We start from the raw sequence: 17,051 nt of genomic DNA on the forward strand, positions 1-17,051 counted from the left end.
GATGAGCCCGATAATTTATCGGGCTCATCATTACAATTAATTTTTAAATTCGTCCAACTTTTGGGGTTCAGTCCATTTTCATGGAGCTTTGTCTTATAACCTGTTGGTTTATTTTGCCAGATCCTTGCTATCGGTGACTGATTTCTAACTTAAGTCTTGGCTCTTGACGTTATTTACAAAGCTCCCGCCTTTATCTCTTCCACCACAGCCGGGTCCAGTAGCGTCGTCGTATCACCTAAATTCGAGGTATCACCTTCGGCTATTTTACGCAGAATACGGCGCATGATCTTTCCCGAACGTGTTTTTGGCAAACCGGTTACAAACTGTATTTTGTCAGGTTTGGCGATGGCGCCAATAATGCGGGTAACCGTCATCAGGATATCCTTGCGGGTCAATTCTTCATCACCATGCATATTTGGACTTACTACAAATGCATAAACACCCTGTCCTTTTATATCATGTGGATAACCTACTACGGCAGACTCCACTACGGTGGCGTGCATATTAATTGCATTTTCTACCTCAGCAGTACCGATACGGTGCCCTGATACGTTCAGTACATCATCTACCCGGCCGGTGATCCGGTAATAGCCATCCTCATCGCGTAAGCAGCCGTCGCCGGTAAAATATTTGCCGGGATAGGATGAAAAGTAAGTCTGACGGCAGCGCTCATGGTCGCCATAAGTAGTGCGTAGCATGCCCGGCCATGGGAATTTGATGCACAGGTTACCGCTTACACCGTTGCCTTCTATTTCTTTGCCGGTCTCGTCTACCAATACAGGTTGAACACCAGGTAATGGTAGGGTGGCATAGCTTGGCTTGGTTTTGGTGACGCCGGCAATAGGCGATATCATAATGCCGCCGGTTTCGGTTTGCCACCAGGTATCCACTATCGGACAGTTTTTGTGACCCACGTTCTCATCAAACCAGTGCCATGCTTCCTCGTTGATCGGTTCGCCTACCGAGCCTAATTTCTTTAGCGAACTGAGGTCCTTATTTTTTACCACATCCGTACCGAAACTCATCAGCGAGCGGATGGCAGTTGGCGCAGTATATAATATGTTGACTTTGTATTTCTCAACAATCTCCCAGAACCTTCCCGGACTTGGCCAGGTTGGTATGCCCTCGAACATAAAGGTGGTGGCCCCTTGCGACAATGGCCCGTATACAATATAGGAGTGCCCGGTGATCCAACCGATATCTGCAGTACAGAAAAAGATCTCGCCCGGATTATACTGGAACACATTGGCGAAAGTATATCCGGCATAAACCATATACCCGCCGCAAGTGTGTACCACGCCTTTAGGTTTGCCCGTTGAACCCGATGTATACAGGATGAACAGCATATCCTCGGCATCCATTTCTTCGGCTTCGCACGAAGTATTGCCTTGTGTTTCTACTTTTTTAATCTCATCTTCCCACCACACATCGCGACCCTTGATCATGGAAATAGGCGTACGGCTGCGTGTAAGCACGATCACTTTTTTTACCGAAGGGCATTGCACCAACGCATCATCTATTACGTTTTTCAACGGTATCTCTTTGGTGCCACGGAACCCGCCATCGGCAGTGATCACAATATTGCAGGTAGCGTCTTTTATTCTGTCGGCTATAGATTGTGCTGAGAACCCACCAAACACCACCGAATGAATAGCGCCAATCCTTGCGCAGGCAAGTACAGCGATGGCCAGTTCGGGTACCATCGGCATATAGATACAGATACGGTCCCCTTTGCGCGCACCATTGTTTTTTAACACATTGGCGAACTCACAAACCTTCTCGTGCAACTGGCGATAGGTCAGTACCCGGTGATCTTCACTTGGATCGTTCGGTTCCCAGATGATCGCAGGTTTATCCCCCAGTTTTGGAAGGTGACGGTCGAGGCAGTTTTCGGTAATATTTAATTTAGCTCCCCTGAACCATTTTACATTAGGTTCAGTAAAGTTCCATTCCAGCACCTTTAGCCAAGGTTTGCGCCATTGGAAATTACCGGCAATGTCGGCCCAGAACTCTTCGGGCTGTTCTACGCTTTTCTGATAGGCTTGTTGGTACTCTTCAAAAGAAGTGATCTTCATGGTTATATTTTTTGATAGATTTTGTTGTTGCTTAATGACCGAACATTTCACTAAGCACAGCGGAATATCAAATAGCAAATTGGTGAGCGAAAATTAGCAATTTTATTGATAAAGGGGATTGCTTGCAGCAATAATTTAATAATTTTATAACAATTGGAGTAGCCTGTCAGGATCGTCCTTTTTACTGCGTAGGCCTTTTTTAAATATTTTTAAATTCTCTATTGAATATTTGATTCAAAATTCGGATATTTGCAAACTCTTTTACAAAAAGGGATTGAATTAAATCGATTGTCATGTCAAGAATTTGTGATTTAACAGGAAAAGGTTCACTGGTTGGTAACAACGTTTCTAACTCAAATGTTAAGACCAAACGCAGGTTTCACCCTAATTTAAAGCTGAAGAAGTTTTATATTCCTGAAGAAGATAAGTGGATCACTTTAAAAGTATCTACTTCGGCTGTTAAAACCATCAGCAAGAATGGTATAACTGCCTGTATCAATAAATACGTTAAAAAAGGATACATTTAATAGAGTTGATTGTGTTTATTGGTTGATTGAGTTCAATCGCTAATTCACTCATTCACTAACTCAATAATTAAAAATACGATGGCAAAAAAAGGTAATAGGGTTCAGGTAATATTAGAATGTACCGAGCATAAAGAAAGCGGACTGCCAGGCATGTCTCGTTATATCACTACCAAGAACAAGAAAAATACTACTGAAAGACTGGAATTGAAAAAATTCAACCCGGTATTAAGAAAAGTAACCGTTCATAAAGAAATTAAGTAATTGGTTGATTAAGGTGATTGGTTGATTAAGTTAATCTTGACAATCACTAATTCACTCATTCACTAACTCAATAATTATAAGAGCATGGCAAAGAAAGTAGTTGCAACCCTTAAAACAGGAAAAGGCAAAGAATATTCAAAAGTGATCACCATGACTAAGTCGCCTAAAACAGGTGCTTATTCATTCAAAGAAGTAATCGTACATAACGACCACGTTAAAGATGCGATCAACGCTGCTAAAGGTCACTAATCAGATCAGAAAAATATATAAAAGCCGTCTTGTGTTAGCGAGAGGGCTTTTTTTGTTGATGTGCAAATGCATAGGATATGCAGATGTGCAAATGAACTTTAAATAAATTGACATTCAGGAATTAAATCAATCTGCATATTTGCACATTCGCATATCTGCCAATTTAAATCATGGGATTATTCGATTTTTTTAAGAAGAAGGAAAGCACGCCGCAGGAACAGCAGGCGCTGGATACCGGTTTGGAAAAAACCAAGGACAGCTTTTTTTCAAAGATTACTAAGGTTGTTGCAGGCAAATCGACCGTTGATGACGATGTGCTCGACGACTTGGAAGAAGTACTGGTAACCTCGGATGTTGGGGTAAGCACTACTCTAAAGATCATCAAACGTATACAGGATCGCGTAGCCCGCGACAAATATGTGGGGACATCTGAATTAAACAACCTGCTTCGCGACGAGATACAGCATTTACTTGCTGAAAATAATAGTAACGATTTTACCAATTTTGAGTATGGTAACCATAAGCCCTATGTGATTATGGTAGTTGGTGTGAATGGGGTGGGTAAAACCACCACCATAGGCAAGCTGGCGCATAAACTGAAACAAGCCGGCAATAAAGTGGTGATCGGTGCGGCAGATACTTTCCGTGCGGCAGCGGTGGAGCAAATACAATTGTGGGGTGACCGTATCGGGGTGCGTGTAGTTGCGCAGGCCATGGGTTCCGATCCTGCGTCTGTCGCTTATGATACTTTACGTTCGGCAGTTGCCAACAGTGATGATGTCGTCATTATAGATACAGCCGGTCGTTTGCACAACAAAGTTGGTTTGATGAACGAGCTGACGAAGATCAAAAATGTGATGGAAAAAGTGGTGCCCGGAGCACCGCATGAGATATTGCTGGTACTGGATGCTTCGACAGGTCAGAATGCTATTGAGCAATGCAAACAGTTTACCGAAGCTACTGCTGTAAATGCGCTGGCATTAACCAAGCTGGATGGCACGGCCAAAGGCGGTGTGGTGATCGGTATATCCGATCAGTTCAGGATACCGGTAAAATATATAGGTGTAGGTGAAGGTGTGGAACACTTGCAGTTGTTTGACAGGAAGGCATTTGTGGATAGTTTATTTAAACAATAAAAAGATAAACGGGGGGCATGCTGAGGCGCTCGAAGCATGGTGGGTAGGGCCTCTACACACGCACTTCAAGAACCTCAGTGTGATACCGGTGCTCAAAATGATTCCGCAGATAGATACAGTGTGATATGAAAACAAAAGAAATTAATCAGCCTCAAAAAATAAATAAACCGCGTGTTAATGTGGTAACCCTGGGTTGCTCTAAGAATACTTATGATTCAGAAGTATTGATGGGTCAGCTGAAAGGCAACCGCTTTGATGTGGTGCACGAGGCGGAGAAAGTAAACAGTGATGATATCATCGTGATCAATACCTGCGGATTTATTGATAATGCCAAGCAGGAATCGATAGATACTATCCTCCAATACAGTGAGCTGAAAGAACAGGGAAAAGTAGGGAGGGTGATCGTTACCGGTTGCTTGTCTGAACGCTATAAACCCGAACTGGAAGCGGAAATTACCAACGTGGATTCTTGGTTCGGTACCAATGAGCTGCAAAACCTGCTGAGCACTTTAGGCGCCAATTACCGTCACGAATTGGTAGGGGAACGTTTGTTAACCACACCAACTCATTTTGCCTATTTTAAGATTGCTGAGGGTTGTAACCGTCCCTGCTCGTTTTGTGCTATTCCTTTGATGCGCGGCAAACACGTATCCAAACCGATTGAGGATTTGGTAAAAGAAGCGCAGCATCTCGCAAAAAATGGCACCAAAGAATTGATTTTGATCGCTCAGGACCTGACTTACTACGGTCTTGATCTTTATAATAAACGCAACCTGGATGAATTGCTGCGCCACTTATCGGATGTGAACGGTATCGAGTGGATTCGTTTGCAATATGCCTATCCTTCCGGTTTTCCGATGGAGATTTTGGATGTGATGAATGAGCGTGAGAACATTTGCAACTACCTGGATATGCCGCTGCAGCATATCAGCGACAATATGTTGAAATCCATGCGACGCGGAACGACCAAACAAAAAACCATCGACCTGGTAAATGCCATCCGTGATAAAGTTCCGAATATCGCAATGCGTACTACGCTGATCACCGGTTATCCGGGCGAAACGGAGCAAGATTTTCAAGAAATGCAGCAATGGGTTGAAGAAACCCGTTTTGATCGCCTGGGCTGCTTTACTTACTCGCATGAAGAAAAAACACATGCTCATTCTTTAGTAGATGATGTTCCGGAAGAAGTAAAACAGGATCGCGCCGATGCTATTATGGAGATCCAACAGGGCATTTCGTATGAAAAAAACCAGGAGAAGATAGGCGAAACGTATAAAGTGCTGATCGACAAAAAAGATGGCGGTTATTTTGTTGGCCGTACAGAGTTTGATTCGCCTGAGGTAGATAATGAGGTGCTGATAGACGCTAAAAAGCATTATGCTACGGTAGGCAGCTTGGTTAACGTGAAGATTGACAGTGCGGAAGACTTCGATCTTTATGGACAAATTGTAAAATAACCGGATTTTAAGCGGACCGTTATTGTTTTCAGATTTTAAAATCTAATTTCGGGTAATAAACTAGATGATGGAGGCTATAATCAAACCAGAAATCGAACATCCCAAATCCGAAATCAAAATAATGGATGCAGCCTGTATAAGCTACAAAGAGACCGGATATTTCACACAAACGGTTAACGATTACCTGGAAGATAAAGCCGAATTACGCCCTTTTTATAGCTACAGACCTGATTGGGACGGTTTTAAAGCGCTGCTTCAAAACAAAAAAGTAGTTGCTGACCGAGACCTGCTGACAAGTGTATTGACAGAGCAATATCAAGCTATTTCACCATTCACTACTCGTCACTCACCACTGGTTCAGAGTAATATCGATCTCCTCAAATCAACAAATACCTATACGATAACTACCGGTCACCAGCTTAACATTTTTGCCGGGCCTTTATATTTTATCTATAAGATTGTCACTGCAATCAAACTGGCGCGTCAATTAAAGGAGAAATTCCCGGATAAAAACTTTGTCCCCGTTTACTGGATGGCCTCCGAGGATCACGACTTTGCAGAGATCAACTACACCAATATTGGCGGTAAAAAAGTGCATTGGTGGTATGAAGCATCCGGAGCAACGGGGCGTATCGATCCTGTTACCATGCGTCAGGCTTTGAACCAGTATAAAGGGGTTCTGGGCCTGGATCATCATGCCGAAGAATTAGCTGAGATTGTAGAGACCGCGTATGGCAGGTTCGACAAACTTGCTGATGCGACACGTTATCTGGTGAATGCCTTGTTCGGGCAATACGGTTTGGTAATTATCGATGCAGATGACCATGACCTGAAAAAGCAATTCGCCCATATTATCGAAGAAGATATTATTAAGCAGCTTAGCTCAAAAAACATCGAGACCACCAACGAACAACTCAAAAATCTGCATGTACAAATACAGGTAAATCCGCGAGAGATCAATTTTTTCTATTTGAGTGATGGTTTGCGCGAGCGTATTGTTTTTGAGGATGGCATTTATAAGGTACTGAACACGGAGATTAGCTTTACCAACGAGGAATTACAGAAAGAGATTCAATCAACGCCTGAGCATTTCAGCCCTAACGTGGTGATGAGGCCCTTGTACCAGGAGTATATTTTACCGAATATTGCTTATGTGGGTGGTGGTGCCGAAGTGGTCTACTGGTTGGAACTGAAGTCGAACTTTGAATATTATAAGGTTGATTTTCCGATATTGATTCTACGTAATTCAGGTTTGGTTATTCCTAAGCAATCAGCCTCAAAAGTTGAGCGCATGGGGTTACCATTGGCTGAATTATTCAAAAGTACGGATACCATTAAAACCAACTGGATAAAGCAGCATAGCGATCATGAACTTTCCTTAAAAGAGGAATGGGGTGAACTTCATCAAACCCTTGAAAAGATCAAGCTTCGTTCATCTAAAATCGACCCTACATTGGCGCAATCCACAAGCGCCATACAAGCAAGGTTGGAGCACGCTATCGACAGATTAGAGAAGAAGCTGATCAGGGCCGAAAAGAAAAATTACCATACACGTCTCGAGCAGATCGATCATATTAAGGCTGAGCTTTTCCCGAAAGACAGCCTGCAGGAACGAACCGAAAATTTTGGCTTGTTTTATGTAAAATGGGGCCAACAATTTATCGACGAACTTATCCACAACTTTGAACCGCTGGATTTTAAATTTACCGTACTGACTGAAAAATAATGCAATTTCAATCTACTATCCTAACCCTTCCCGGCATTGGCGGCTCGGGGCCGCAGCATTGGCAATCTTTATGGGAAAAAGAATATGGCTTTACCCGGATAGAGCAACAGGAATGGGAAACCCCGTTCAGGGATGAGTGGGTAGCAAACATCCAAAAGACGGTGTCAAAATATGATCCTAAAAAGGTGATACTGGTTGGCCACAGTGCCGTATGTTCGGCCTTAGCCAAATGGGCGGAGCGATATCAAACGAAGGTTAAGGCCGCTTTACTGGTAGCTCCCGCTGACCCGGAAGCGCAAACTTTTCCACAGGGAGCGATTGGTTTTGCACCGATGCCATTATTTAAATTGCCATTTCCGTCAATTGTTGTAGCCAGTTCCAATGATTTTTGTGCAAATATCGATCGTGCAAAACACTTTGCCCATGCCTGGGGTAGCGAATTGATCAATATTGGCGAAGCCGGGCATATCAATATATCATCAGGATACGGCCAATGGGATGAAGGACTGGAGATATTGAAGAAATTGGATAGTTAACCGGTTGACCAGTTAACAGCTTAAACTATTTAACCTAACAACCATTTCTACTCAACTCAAATATTATCTTTGATTGACCGGCGTGAACATAGCGTCTGCGGTCAACGTACAAATACCAGTTTAATTATCAGCATTGAGATATTTACCTCATTTTAGGCGATTATTACGTGCCACAGTCATTTTGTGTGTAGTGGCTATTATAGCGTCATGTACTAAAACTGACGTTAAAATAATTCCGGGTAAATACGACCCCACTCCTTACAATAATACAGGAACTACCGGTGCAACGGGCATTACAGGAAGTACGGGTACAACTGACTCGACTACAGTAATACCGGCTCTTTTTTCATCGCCTTCTGATGTAGCGGTTGATGCAGCCGGCAATCTTTATGTGGCCGATTACTGGTATAACAGGATACAAAAAATATCTGTAAACGGCACAGTGTCAACCCTGGCCGGAACGGGGAATGTTGGCGCTATAAATGGGTTGGGCAAACTGGCATCATTCAATAGACCATCCGGATTAGCGGTGGATGGCGCAGGCAATGTGTATGTTGCTGATGCGGGGAATAACCTGATCCGTAAAATTACACCCGACGGCACTGTAAGTACGCTTGCAGGTACGGTGGTGGCAGCCGATACAAGTAACACTGTGACGGAGCAACCGCTTTTTTCGGGACCGAGTGGAGTAGCAGTAGACGCGTCGGGTAATGTGTACGTGGCTGATGCAGGCAATAACAGGATTTGCGTGATTAGTCAGTCAGGCAATACAAGAACGCTTGCAGGCAACGGCAACCCAGGCTCAAATAACGGCGCCGGGACTTCTGCTACTTTTAATAATCCCACAGGTGTAGCAGTAGATGGCTCCGGGAATGTGTATGTGGCAGATATGCTAAATAACATGATACGAAAAGTAGCTCCTGATGGCACTACTACTACGCTTGCCGGCAACGGTGATATTGGCTCAAAAGATGGATTAGATACCGCTGCAAGGTTTTACTTTCCCAATAGCCTTACAGTAGATGCCTCTGGAGGTGTATATGTAACCGATGATATAAATAACCGGATCCGTGCGGTGACGCCGACAGGGGCGGTTACAACTATCGCGGGTAGTGGGCAGGCAGGAGCACAGAATGGGTTAGGCATACAGGCATCTTTTAACGATCCTGCAGGAATAGCTATCGATGCATCAGGCAACTTGTATGTAGCTGACGCTAATAATAACCTGATCCGAAAAATTACACCTGCTGATATGGTGAGTACAGTAGCAGGAATATTACCAAAGTCTGCACTGGGACATACCGTGCAAAAAATCTATTACCATACTGGAAGGGTTTTAAATAACCGTTCTGCCTTGAAAAATAGACTTCATTAAATTTCAAACCCAAAAACGTATTTAAACGGATGGCATAAGGTTGTTATATTTGCCCGTATGCTCATCTCTGAATCTACCCTCCGTAGTTTTACCGAAAATATTTTTGCAGCAATGGGCTGTAGTGCTGAACATGCGCGCCTTTCGGCCGATGTATTGATCAAATCAGATCTGCGTGGCATCGATTCGCACGGTGTAGCAAGATTGCAGGGCTATGTACGCTTGTGGGAGAAAAAACGGATCAATACTGATCCGGATCTCAGAATTGTACACGAAACAGCAACAACCGCTACAGTCGATGGTGATGCAGGGTTGGGATTAGTCGTAGCTCCTTTTGCAATGAAGGTAGCAATTGAGAAGGCAGAGAAATATGGCTCGGGATGGGTATCGGTGAGAAACTCAAATCATTTCGGGATCGCCGGCTATCATGCTATGAAGGCAGTAGAAAAAGATATGATTGGCTTTGCGATGACCAATGCCAGTCCGCTGGTATCACCAACCTTTTCAAGCGAGCGTTTATTGGGTACTAATCCCGTGTGTTACGCTTTCCCAGCTGGTAAATACCCACCGGTGATCGTAGATATGGCTACGTCAGCTGCGGCCAATGGTAAATTGGAGATCGCTCAGCGGGCAGGTATGCAGGTCCCCGAGGGCTGGATACAAAATAAAGAGGGAGAACCAACTACTGATCCGCACGCTTTAAAATCAGGCGGGGCTTTATTGCCATTGGGCAGCGACCGTGATCACGGCAGTCATAAAGGGTTTGGGTTGAGTGCTACGGTCGATATACTTTCGGCAGTGTTATCAGGCGCTAATTATGGCCCATGGGTGCCGCCATTTGTAGCTTTTCTTGATCCGCCGAATGATCCGGTTGGTACAGGTATCGGTCATTTTGTTGGCGCTATGCGGATTGATGGCTTCCGTCCGGTTGCAGAGTTTAAGCAGCATATGGATAATTGGATACATCGCTTTAAATCGTCCGCTACTATAGATCCTAATCAGAAAGTGATCATTCCCGGTGAACCAGAATTGGAAGCTGAAGCAGCAAGAAAACTGAGCGGCATACCTTTGGTTGAAGCCGTTGTAAAAGACTTGAATGAAATAGCTGGGAGGTTTGGGGTAGAACTGTTAAGGAGTTGATTTTATTTTTATCAAGCTTCGCTGTCGCTCAGGACGGAAAATCTTAATAAATCAATACACGATCTAACCTTCAAATCCGCATTCTATCAATGTATTCCCTTAAATAACCTGCTCCAGCGGATAGAGTTTAAGAAACTTCCGGCTGAATCAGTACTCATCCAGATAAACAAAGCCTTACCTACAATATGATCTTCAGGTACGAATCCCCAGAAACGTGAATCCTCTGAATTATGACGGTTATCGCCCATCATCCAGTAGTAGTTTTGCTTAAATGTGTAGCTGGTAGCTTTTTTGCCATTAATCACGATGTCGTTGTCTTTTAGTTCCAGCTTGTTGTTTTCATAAACCTCTATAACACGTCTATAAACAAGAAAATTTGATTTGTCCAATTTTATAGTCATGCCTGTTTTGGGAATAATAATAGGCCCATAATTATCAACACTCCAAGGCAACGTAGGGTCCGAAGGGAAAATGTTCCTGTCAAAGGTGCCTTTTGGCTGGATTGACTCGGTGACTGATTTAACGTTCGAGTAACCTTTTAAAGTGGCTGCTGATTGACGAGTCATCAGCATTTCATAATCCGATGGGCTCGATTGATTGACCAGGGTAATATGCAGATCGGTTAACAACTGTGGATTAAGTGCGTTTCCATCAGTATGCACAAGGTATGAAGGCTGGCCTTGTGGCGGATTAGGCATAGCTTTGCCGTTGATATAAACCTGGGCATTTACGATAGAAAGCGTATCGCCCGGAGCTCCCTGGCAGCGCTTAATATAATTATCTTGCTTATCTACAGGTCTGTTCCACGGCGAATCGGACTGCATTGGATAATTGAATACCACAACATCGCCTTTCTTTACATCGTTAAATCCAGGCAAACGATAGTAAGGTAGTTTTATAATGTCTGAATAAGACTTAGTATTGATAAGCGGCATCGTATTTTGGGCAAAAGGGAAAGACAGCGGTGTCATCGGCAGACGAGGACCGTAATTCATTTTGCTCACAAATAAATAATCGCCAACCAGCAACGAGCTCTCCATCGAGCCGGTAGGGATCACGTAAGCTTCAATGAAGAAGGTGCGGATTATTGTTGCGGCCAACACTGCAAAAACAATAGCTTCCGTCCACTCGCGGGCCGATGATTTTTTTAATTGTTTACTGTGCTTTTCTCTAAATTCCTGAGTTTGTGAAGGACCAAGATATTTGGTTTCCTTATCATTTCCCCATTTGATCAGGTAAATAAAGGGCAATATTATTCCCGCGGCCCAGTCGCGTAAGGAGAATTTGCCAAATGATTTAAGCAAATCAATAGTGAGACCTATGATTGCAAGAATATTGATAGCAGGAATCAGCATCAGAACGATCCACCACTTTGGCTTGCCAGTAAGCTTAATGATCACATAAGCGTTGTAAACAGGGATATAACCCTGCCAGCCCGGTTGTCCGGCTTTTTCAAATAATTTCGCAAAGCCAACAAATGGCAACACGATATATAATACAAGGAAGATAATAAGTTCTATGATACTCACGCTGGTATTTTTTAGTGAAGTTTTATCTTAAATATCAAAATTGAACATCTCTTCAACAGAGAAAAAGCCTTTTTTATTATGAACCCATTCCGCAGCAAGCACTGCGCCCAGTGCAAAACCATTCCGGTTGTGCGCTGTATGTTTAAATTCAATGGTATCTACTTCCGAATCATAGATAACAGTATGAGTGCCTGGCACGCTATCGATACGGAATGACTCAATTAGTACCTGGTTGTTTCTCAAGCTGCTGTCATCAGCGTCATTGCCTTCAGCGGTTAAAACATTTACCCATTCTTTTTTGCGGTCGACGTTTTCGATGATTCCTTCGGCTATGGTAATGGCTGTGCCACTCGGCGAGTCCAGCTTTTGGGTGTGATGAATTTCTTCCACTTGTACATCATAGTAAGGGTAATTATTCATCAGCTTGGCCAGCTTTCTGTTTATGTGGAAGAAGATATTTACTCCAACACTAAAGTTTGATGCATACAACAATGTGTTCCCTGTCTCAATGCAATTTTGTTTTACCTGAGGCAAATGCTCATACCAGCCTGTTGTACCCACAACAACAGGAACTCCGGCATCAAAACAGTGTTGTATATTACTCAAAACAGAGGCCGGGGTGGTAAATTCTATTATAGCGTCCGCTTTTTTCAGGTTCTCAGCAGTTAATTCATGCTGATTATCGTGGTCAATTTTTAATACGATGTTATGTTTACGGTCAGTGGCGATCTTCTCGATAATCTTTCCCATTTTCCCGTATCCTAATAATGCAATGTTCATTACTTGTAATTCTTCGTTAACAGCAGGCGTAAAGATATATTTTATTCTTTTTAAGTCTTGTTTATGGAAGGATATTTAGCGACTTATTTAAGTGTAAAGGTAATTTTTACAGCGGGAATAAATGTAGTATTGCTGTTTAAGGCATATACAGGTTGGCTTATTGTGCCTGGACTTACTTTTATAGATAGATTATTGTCCATAGTATAGCTCCGGATAAATTTGGCATCGATATATGCATCTACCATCTGTATACCCCATCCGCCAAGGAAACCCAATATGCCGAGGTCGCGGTCACGTCGAAAACTATTGGTGTAGGTGACCACATCATCATTCGACACCTTAACGAGTATTGGATTATTTTGGCTGGTTCCAACAATACCCTTTTCGCGAAGCAAGGCTTCGTTCAAAAAAATCTTGTACCAATGCTGATTATATACAACCACATCGGCTAACAAACCTAATCCGCCATAGATAAGCGGCAATTTCCACCACCGATGATTATACAATTGCCCCCAGCCAGGTATCATTAATGAACGCATCACCGCCTTATGCGGATCGTGCAAAGAATCGGGGTGGTAGGTCTTCTCTTTGGTTATCTTAGGATAATAACGCTTTGAGGTTACCGAATCCTTTATCCGGTTCAGACTGTCTTTTTTGTTTTTCACGACAATGGTGTCTGGCTGTTGAGCTTTTGCAGCGACAGCCAATCCCAACAGAAGCCAAAAAATGAACAAATGTTTATGCATGCTTACCAATCCAGCATTTCAAGGATGCGGTTAAGATCATCCTCAGATAAGAAAGGGATTTCAATACTGCCCTTTCCCTGGCTGTTTAATTTTAGTTTAACATTTGTGCTGAATTTTGATGCAAGGTCGTCCTGTATCTTTTGCACCTGGAATGACAAGGGTTCAGGTTGTTTGCCTTCCTTTTTTAAAGGTACCTTTTGCATCTCGCGCACTATTTCTTCCACTTTGCGCACAGAAAGCTCATGCTGTATAATCTGCTGATGAATATACAATTGCTTTGCAGCGTCAGAAACAGATATCAATGCTTTTGCATGCCCCATACTGATCTGGTTATCTCGGATAGATGCCTGGATGGTTGGCGGCAATTTTAGCAAACGCAGGTAATTGGTTACTGTCGAACGGTTTTTGCTTACGCGCTCGCCAAGTTCCTCTTGTTTCAGGCTGCACTCATCTATCATCCGCTGAAAGCTCAGGGCAACTTCTATTGCATTCAGGTTTTCACGCTGAATGTTTTCGATCAATGCCATTTCCAGCATCTGCTGGTCGTTGGCTGTACGTACGTAAGCAGGTATCTGTGTTAATCCGGCTAATTTCGATGCGCGCAAACGACGTTCACCTGATATCAGTTGAAATTTATGGGAATTTACCTTTCTTACCGTAATTGGCTGAATTAAGCCCTGAAGTTTAATGGAGTCAGCCAGTTCTGCCAAAGCTTCCTGGTCAAAATCAGTACGCGGCTGAAAAGGGTTAACTTCTATTTCGGCAATTTTTATTTCGTTGACCGAGCCCATTGCGTTTACGTCAGCGCTCGTGCCAATTTCATTTTTATTCGGAAGTACGTTTACAGAATCATTCAAAAGGGCGCTTAATCCCTTACCCAAAGCATTTCTCTTCTCTGCACTCATTTATTTATATAGTTTCTGTTGTGGCTATGGTTTCGCCTTTTAACATTCCGTTTTTTCGTACAATTTCGCGGGCCAGGTTCAGATAATTAATGGCCCCCTTGCTATTGGCGTCGTGCATAATCACCGACATTCCAAAGCTGGGTGCTTCGCTTAAACGTGTGTTACGTTGAATAATTGTTTCAAAAACCATGTCTTCGAAATGATTTTTCACTTCTTCAACCACCTGGTTTGAGAGGCGGAGCCTTACATCATACATGGTTAGCAATATGCCTTCAATTTCCAGCGCTGTATTTAAGCGGGTTTGCACAATTTTTATTGTGTTCAGGAGTTTGCCTAAACCTTCCAACGCAAAGTATTCGCACTGAACAGGGATGATCACCGAATCGGCAGCTGTTAAAGCGTTGATAGTGATCAGGCCCAATGATGGTGAACAATCAATGATGATGAAGTCATACTCATCGCGTATGCTGTTGAGTACGGCTTTCATTTTATACTCCCGATCAACCAGGTTGATCATTTCTATCTCTGCGCCAACCAGGTCGATGTGAGCTGGCAATAGGTCGAGATTAGGGGTTTCGGTTTTCTGGATAGCCTCATGCGGATCAATATCATTGATAATGCACTCATAGACGCTATTTTTAATTGTACGCGGGTCAAAGCCTATACCTGATGTTGAATTAGCCTGCGGATCGGCATCAACCAGTAGTGTTTTGTATTCCAGAACTGCCAAACTTGCAGCCAGGTTTATGGAGGATGTAGTTTTTCCTACGCCGCCTTTTTGGTTGGCTAAAGCAATAATTTTACTCATTCGTATGTTCCAATTTTTTTTACAGGTGTAGGTTTATACCAACGCAAAGTGAAAGCAGAAATTTCTACCTTCGCAAAGGTAATTTACCGGGCTAAAGATACATATTTTAACTATACAGAAATCCACAGCTTATGGCAAATTACAAACAAAAGCAATTAGCGAATTAGTGAATGAGTGAGTTAGCGAATGGTTAGAACCCGATTTTCATCATTTAAGAATTTCCACGATTTCAGTCAAAAAACTCTTTTAACTTACTCATTCGCTAACTCATTCATTCACTAATTAAAAAATGATCACCATTATATCATCCACTAATCGTTCAGGAAGTTCAACGCTTAAAGTCGCTCAATATTACCAACGGAGGTTAAACGAAAAAGGAACCGATACCCAATTGCTATCGTTGTCTGAATTGCCACCTAACCTGATCGAAACTGACCTCTATGGAAAGCGCAGCAAAGAATTTGAGCCTATCCAGGAGATCGTTACCAAAACGGATAAATTCCTATTTGTTATTCCCGAGTACAATGGCAGTTTTCCGGGAGTGCTTAAAGTATTTATAGATGCCTGTTCTTTTCCGGAGAGCTTCTATGAAAAGAAAGCAGCATTGGTGGGCGTGTCATCCGGTAGGTATGGCAACATTCGCGGTATAGACCATTTTACAGGCATATGCAATTATATTCACCTGCATGTAATGCCGTTGAAGATCCATATCCCATCGGTTCATAAAGAATTGGATACCCATGGCGATTTTTTTAAAGAAGATACCCTGAAGTTTACTAATGAGCAGATTGATAAGTTTATTAGGTTTTAGTTGTAAAAGCTGGAGTGGTTGTAAAGGTTGTGGTCGTTAACTTAGTTAGCCATTCGATTTAATCTCTTTTACTAGTGTCGAGTTAAATGGCCTATTACATGCAGTAAAGTGGCTCGGATTTGAACTGCGTATCGCTACTCTTTATCACTATGATTTGGCAAAAAAAACTTTTCCAACCATTACAACCATTACAACTATTACAACCACTTCAACCAATTGACTAACCCCCATTTATCACCTTAGCCATACCAAATGCGGCTGCGGCGGCCAATGCGCCAATGATCAGAACCTTTAAGGCGCCAGATAATGGAGGCTGCCCGGTAACTTTGCTTTTGAAGTAACCAAATATAAACAGGCAGACAGAGGTGATAGCGCAAGAGTAGTACAGAGCCTGCTGTGACTCGTGTATAAAGAAGTACGGCGACAAAGGGATAATTCCACCGACGATGTAAGAAAAGCCGATCGTAATAGCGCTTTGTGTGGCGCGGTTTGCTTCGGGTTTTTCGAGCCCCAATTCATAACGCATCATAAAATCAACCCAGGCATTTTTGTCTTTGGCCATTTCGTTGGCGATCTCGTGCTGTAAATGTTCGGATATGCCAAAGCCAGCAAATACCTCCCGAACTTCCATCTTCTCCTGCTCCGGAACTCTTTCTACTTCATCGTATTCTCTTTTCAGTTCGGAATTGTAATGATCGGCCTCGGTCTTTCCGGCCAGGAAACCGCCAAGTCCCATGGCTATTGATCCTGCTACAATTTCAGCTATGCCTGCAGTTACCACAATATGGGAGGCAGCAGTAGCTCCGCTCAAACCCGCCGCTAATGCAAACGGCACGGTTAAGCCATCAGACATGCCGATAACAATGTCTTTTATAGTATCTGAGCTTTTTAAATGATGTTCGTGATGCATAAGATAAAAGTACAAGTATGATTATCGTTTTGAATATCAAAATGTTATTTATGATTAGTCTGAATTAGGATTTACAAAAT

The 17,051-nt window shown here is 42.9% G+C and carries 17 protein-coding genes; 10 read left to right on the plus strand and 7 right to left on the minus strand.

Annotated elements, in window-relative coordinates; genetic code table 11:
- Nucleotides 1-173: 173 nt before the first annotated feature.
- Nucleotides 174-2,111, minus strand: a complete 1,938-nt coding sequence (gene acs, locus Q3A68_RS20590; protein WP_302903091.1) for an acetate--CoA ligase — start codon at nt 2,109-2,111, stop codon at nt 174-176.
- 257 nt (nt 2,112-2,368) lie between these two features.
- Here acs and rpmB point away from each other — a divergent pair, with 257 nt between their 5' ends.
- From rpmB to Q3A68_RS20635, 9 genes are all read left to right on the plus strand, one after another.
- Nucleotides 2,369-2,602, plus strand: a complete 234-nt coding sequence (rpmB, locus tag Q3A68_RS20595; protein ID WP_302864976.1) for a 50S ribosomal protein L28 — start codon at nt 2,369-2,371, stop codon at nt 2,600-2,602.
- Nucleotides 2,603-2,680: 78 nt separating this feature from the next.
- The gene (gene rpmG / locus Q3A68_RS20600) at nt 2,681-2,863 is read left to right on the plus strand and encodes a 50S ribosomal protein L33 (protein ID WP_002998409.1); all 183 of its coding nucleotides are present in this window, start codon (nt 2,681-2,683) and stop codon (nt 2,861-2,863) included.
- Between the two features lie 84 nt (nt 2,864-2,947).
- Nucleotides 2,948-3,112: a DUF4295 domain-containing protein gene (locus tag Q3A68_RS20605; RefSeq protein ID WP_302903023.1), complete on the plus strand. Its 165-nt coding sequence runs from the start codon at nt 2,948-2,950 to the stop codon at nt 3,110-3,112.
- A 170-nt stretch (nt 3,113-3,282) separates the two neighbouring features.
- Complete coding sequence (gene ftsY, locus Q3A68_RS20610; protein WP_302903024.1) at nt 3,283-4,248, plus strand: signal recognition particle-docking protein FtsY; 966 nt, start codon at nt 3,283-3,285, stop codon at nt 4,246-4,248.
- 125 nt (nt 4,249-4,373) lie between these two features.
- Nucleotides 4,374-5,708 (plus strand): 30S ribosomal protein S12 methylthiotransferase RimO, encoded by a 1,335-nt coding sequence (rimO, locus tag Q3A68_RS20615; RefSeq protein WP_302903025.1) that lies wholly within the window; start codon nt 4,374-4,376, stop codon nt 5,706-5,708.
- Between the two features lie 64 nt (nt 5,709-5,772).
- On the plus strand, nt 5,773-7,434 hold the full coding sequence (gene bshC / locus Q3A68_RS20620) for a bacillithiol biosynthesis cysteine-adding enzyme BshC (RefSeq protein WP_368045694.1): 1,662 nt from the start codon (nt 5,773-5,775) through the stop codon (nt 7,432-7,434).
- On the plus strand, nt 7,434-7,970 hold the full coding sequence (locus tag Q3A68_RS20625; protein ID WP_302903026.1) for an RBBP9/YdeN family alpha/beta hydrolase: 537 nt from the start codon (nt 7,434-7,436) through the stop codon (nt 7,968-7,970). Before bshC ends, Q3A68_RS20625 begins: the two co-directional genes overlap by 1 nt.
- A 133-nt stretch (nt 7,971-8,103) precedes the next feature.
- Nucleotides 8,104-9,345 carry an NHL repeat-containing protein gene (locus Q3A68_RS20630; RefSeq protein WP_302903027.1) on the plus strand — a complete coding sequence of 414 codons (1,242 nt, stop codon included), beginning with the start codon at nt 8,104-8,106 and terminating at the stop codon, nt 9,343-9,345.
- A gap of 57 nt (nt 9,346-9,402) precedes the next feature.
- Nucleotides 9,403-10,482 (plus strand): Ldh family oxidoreductase, encoded by a 1,080-nt coding sequence (locus Q3A68_RS20635; RefSeq protein ID WP_302903028.1) that lies wholly within the window; start codon nt 9,403-9,405, stop codon nt 10,480-10,482.
- An 86-nt stretch (nt 10,483-10,568) separates the two neighbouring features.
- Here Q3A68_RS20635 and lepB read toward each other — a convergent pair whose 3' ends face one another.
- The 5 genes from lepB to Q3A68_RS20660 all read right to left on the minus strand — a co-directional run bounded on the left by lepB (nt 10,569) and on the right by Q3A68_RS20660 (nt 15,250).
- On the minus strand, nt 10,569-12,011 hold the full coding sequence (lepB, locus tag Q3A68_RS20640; RefSeq protein WP_302903029.1) for a signal peptidase I: 1,443 nt from the start codon (nt 12,009-12,011) through the stop codon (nt 10,569-10,571).
- A gap of 27 nt (nt 12,012-12,038) precedes the next feature.
- Nucleotides 12,039-12,791, minus strand: a complete 753-nt coding sequence (gene dapB, locus Q3A68_RS20645; protein ID WP_302903030.1) for a 4-hydroxy-tetrahydrodipicolinate reductase — start codon at nt 12,789-12,791, stop codon at nt 12,039-12,041.
- 83 nt (nt 12,792-12,874) lie between these two features.
- Nucleotides 12,875-13,537: a DUF5683 domain-containing protein gene (locus Q3A68_RS20650; protein ID WP_302903031.1), complete on the minus strand. Its 663-nt coding sequence runs from the start codon at nt 13,535-13,537 to the stop codon at nt 12,875-12,877.
- Nucleotides 13,538-13,539: 2 nt separating this feature from the next.
- Nucleotides 13,540-14,442, minus strand: coding sequence for a ParB/RepB/Spo0J family partition protein (locus Q3A68_RS20655; RefSeq protein ID WP_302903032.1), 903 nt, complete (start codon nt 14,440-14,442; stop codon nt 13,540-13,542).
- 4 nt (nt 14,443-14,446) lie between these two features.
- Nucleotides 14,447-15,250, minus strand: coding sequence for a ParA family protein (locus Q3A68_RS20660; RefSeq protein ID WP_302903033.1), 804 nt, complete (start codon nt 15,248-15,250; stop codon nt 14,447-14,449).
- Between the two features lie 289 nt (nt 15,251-15,539).
- Here Q3A68_RS20660 and Q3A68_RS20665 point away from each other — a divergent pair, with 289 nt between their 5' ends.
- Complete coding sequence (locus Q3A68_RS20665; RefSeq protein WP_302903034.1) at nt 15,540-16,061, plus strand: NADPH-dependent FMN reductase; 522 nt, start codon at nt 15,540-15,542, stop codon at nt 16,059-16,061.
- 220 nt (nt 16,062-16,281) lie between these two features.
- On the opposite strand, the gene Q3A68_RS20670 is transcribed toward Q3A68_RS20665, so the two are convergent.
- Nucleotides 16,282-16,971 carry a VIT1/CCC1 transporter family protein gene (locus Q3A68_RS20670; protein ID WP_302903035.1) on the minus strand — a complete coding sequence of 230 codons (690 nt, stop codon included), beginning with the start codon at nt 16,969-16,971 and terminating at the stop codon, nt 16,282-16,284.
- Nucleotides 16,972-17,051: the final 80 nt, after the last annotated feature.

This window comes from Mucilaginibacter tolerans (genome assembly GCF_030519375.1).
GTDB lineage: Bacteria > Bacteroidota > Bacteroidia > Sphingobacteriales > Sphingobacteriaceae > Mucilaginibacter.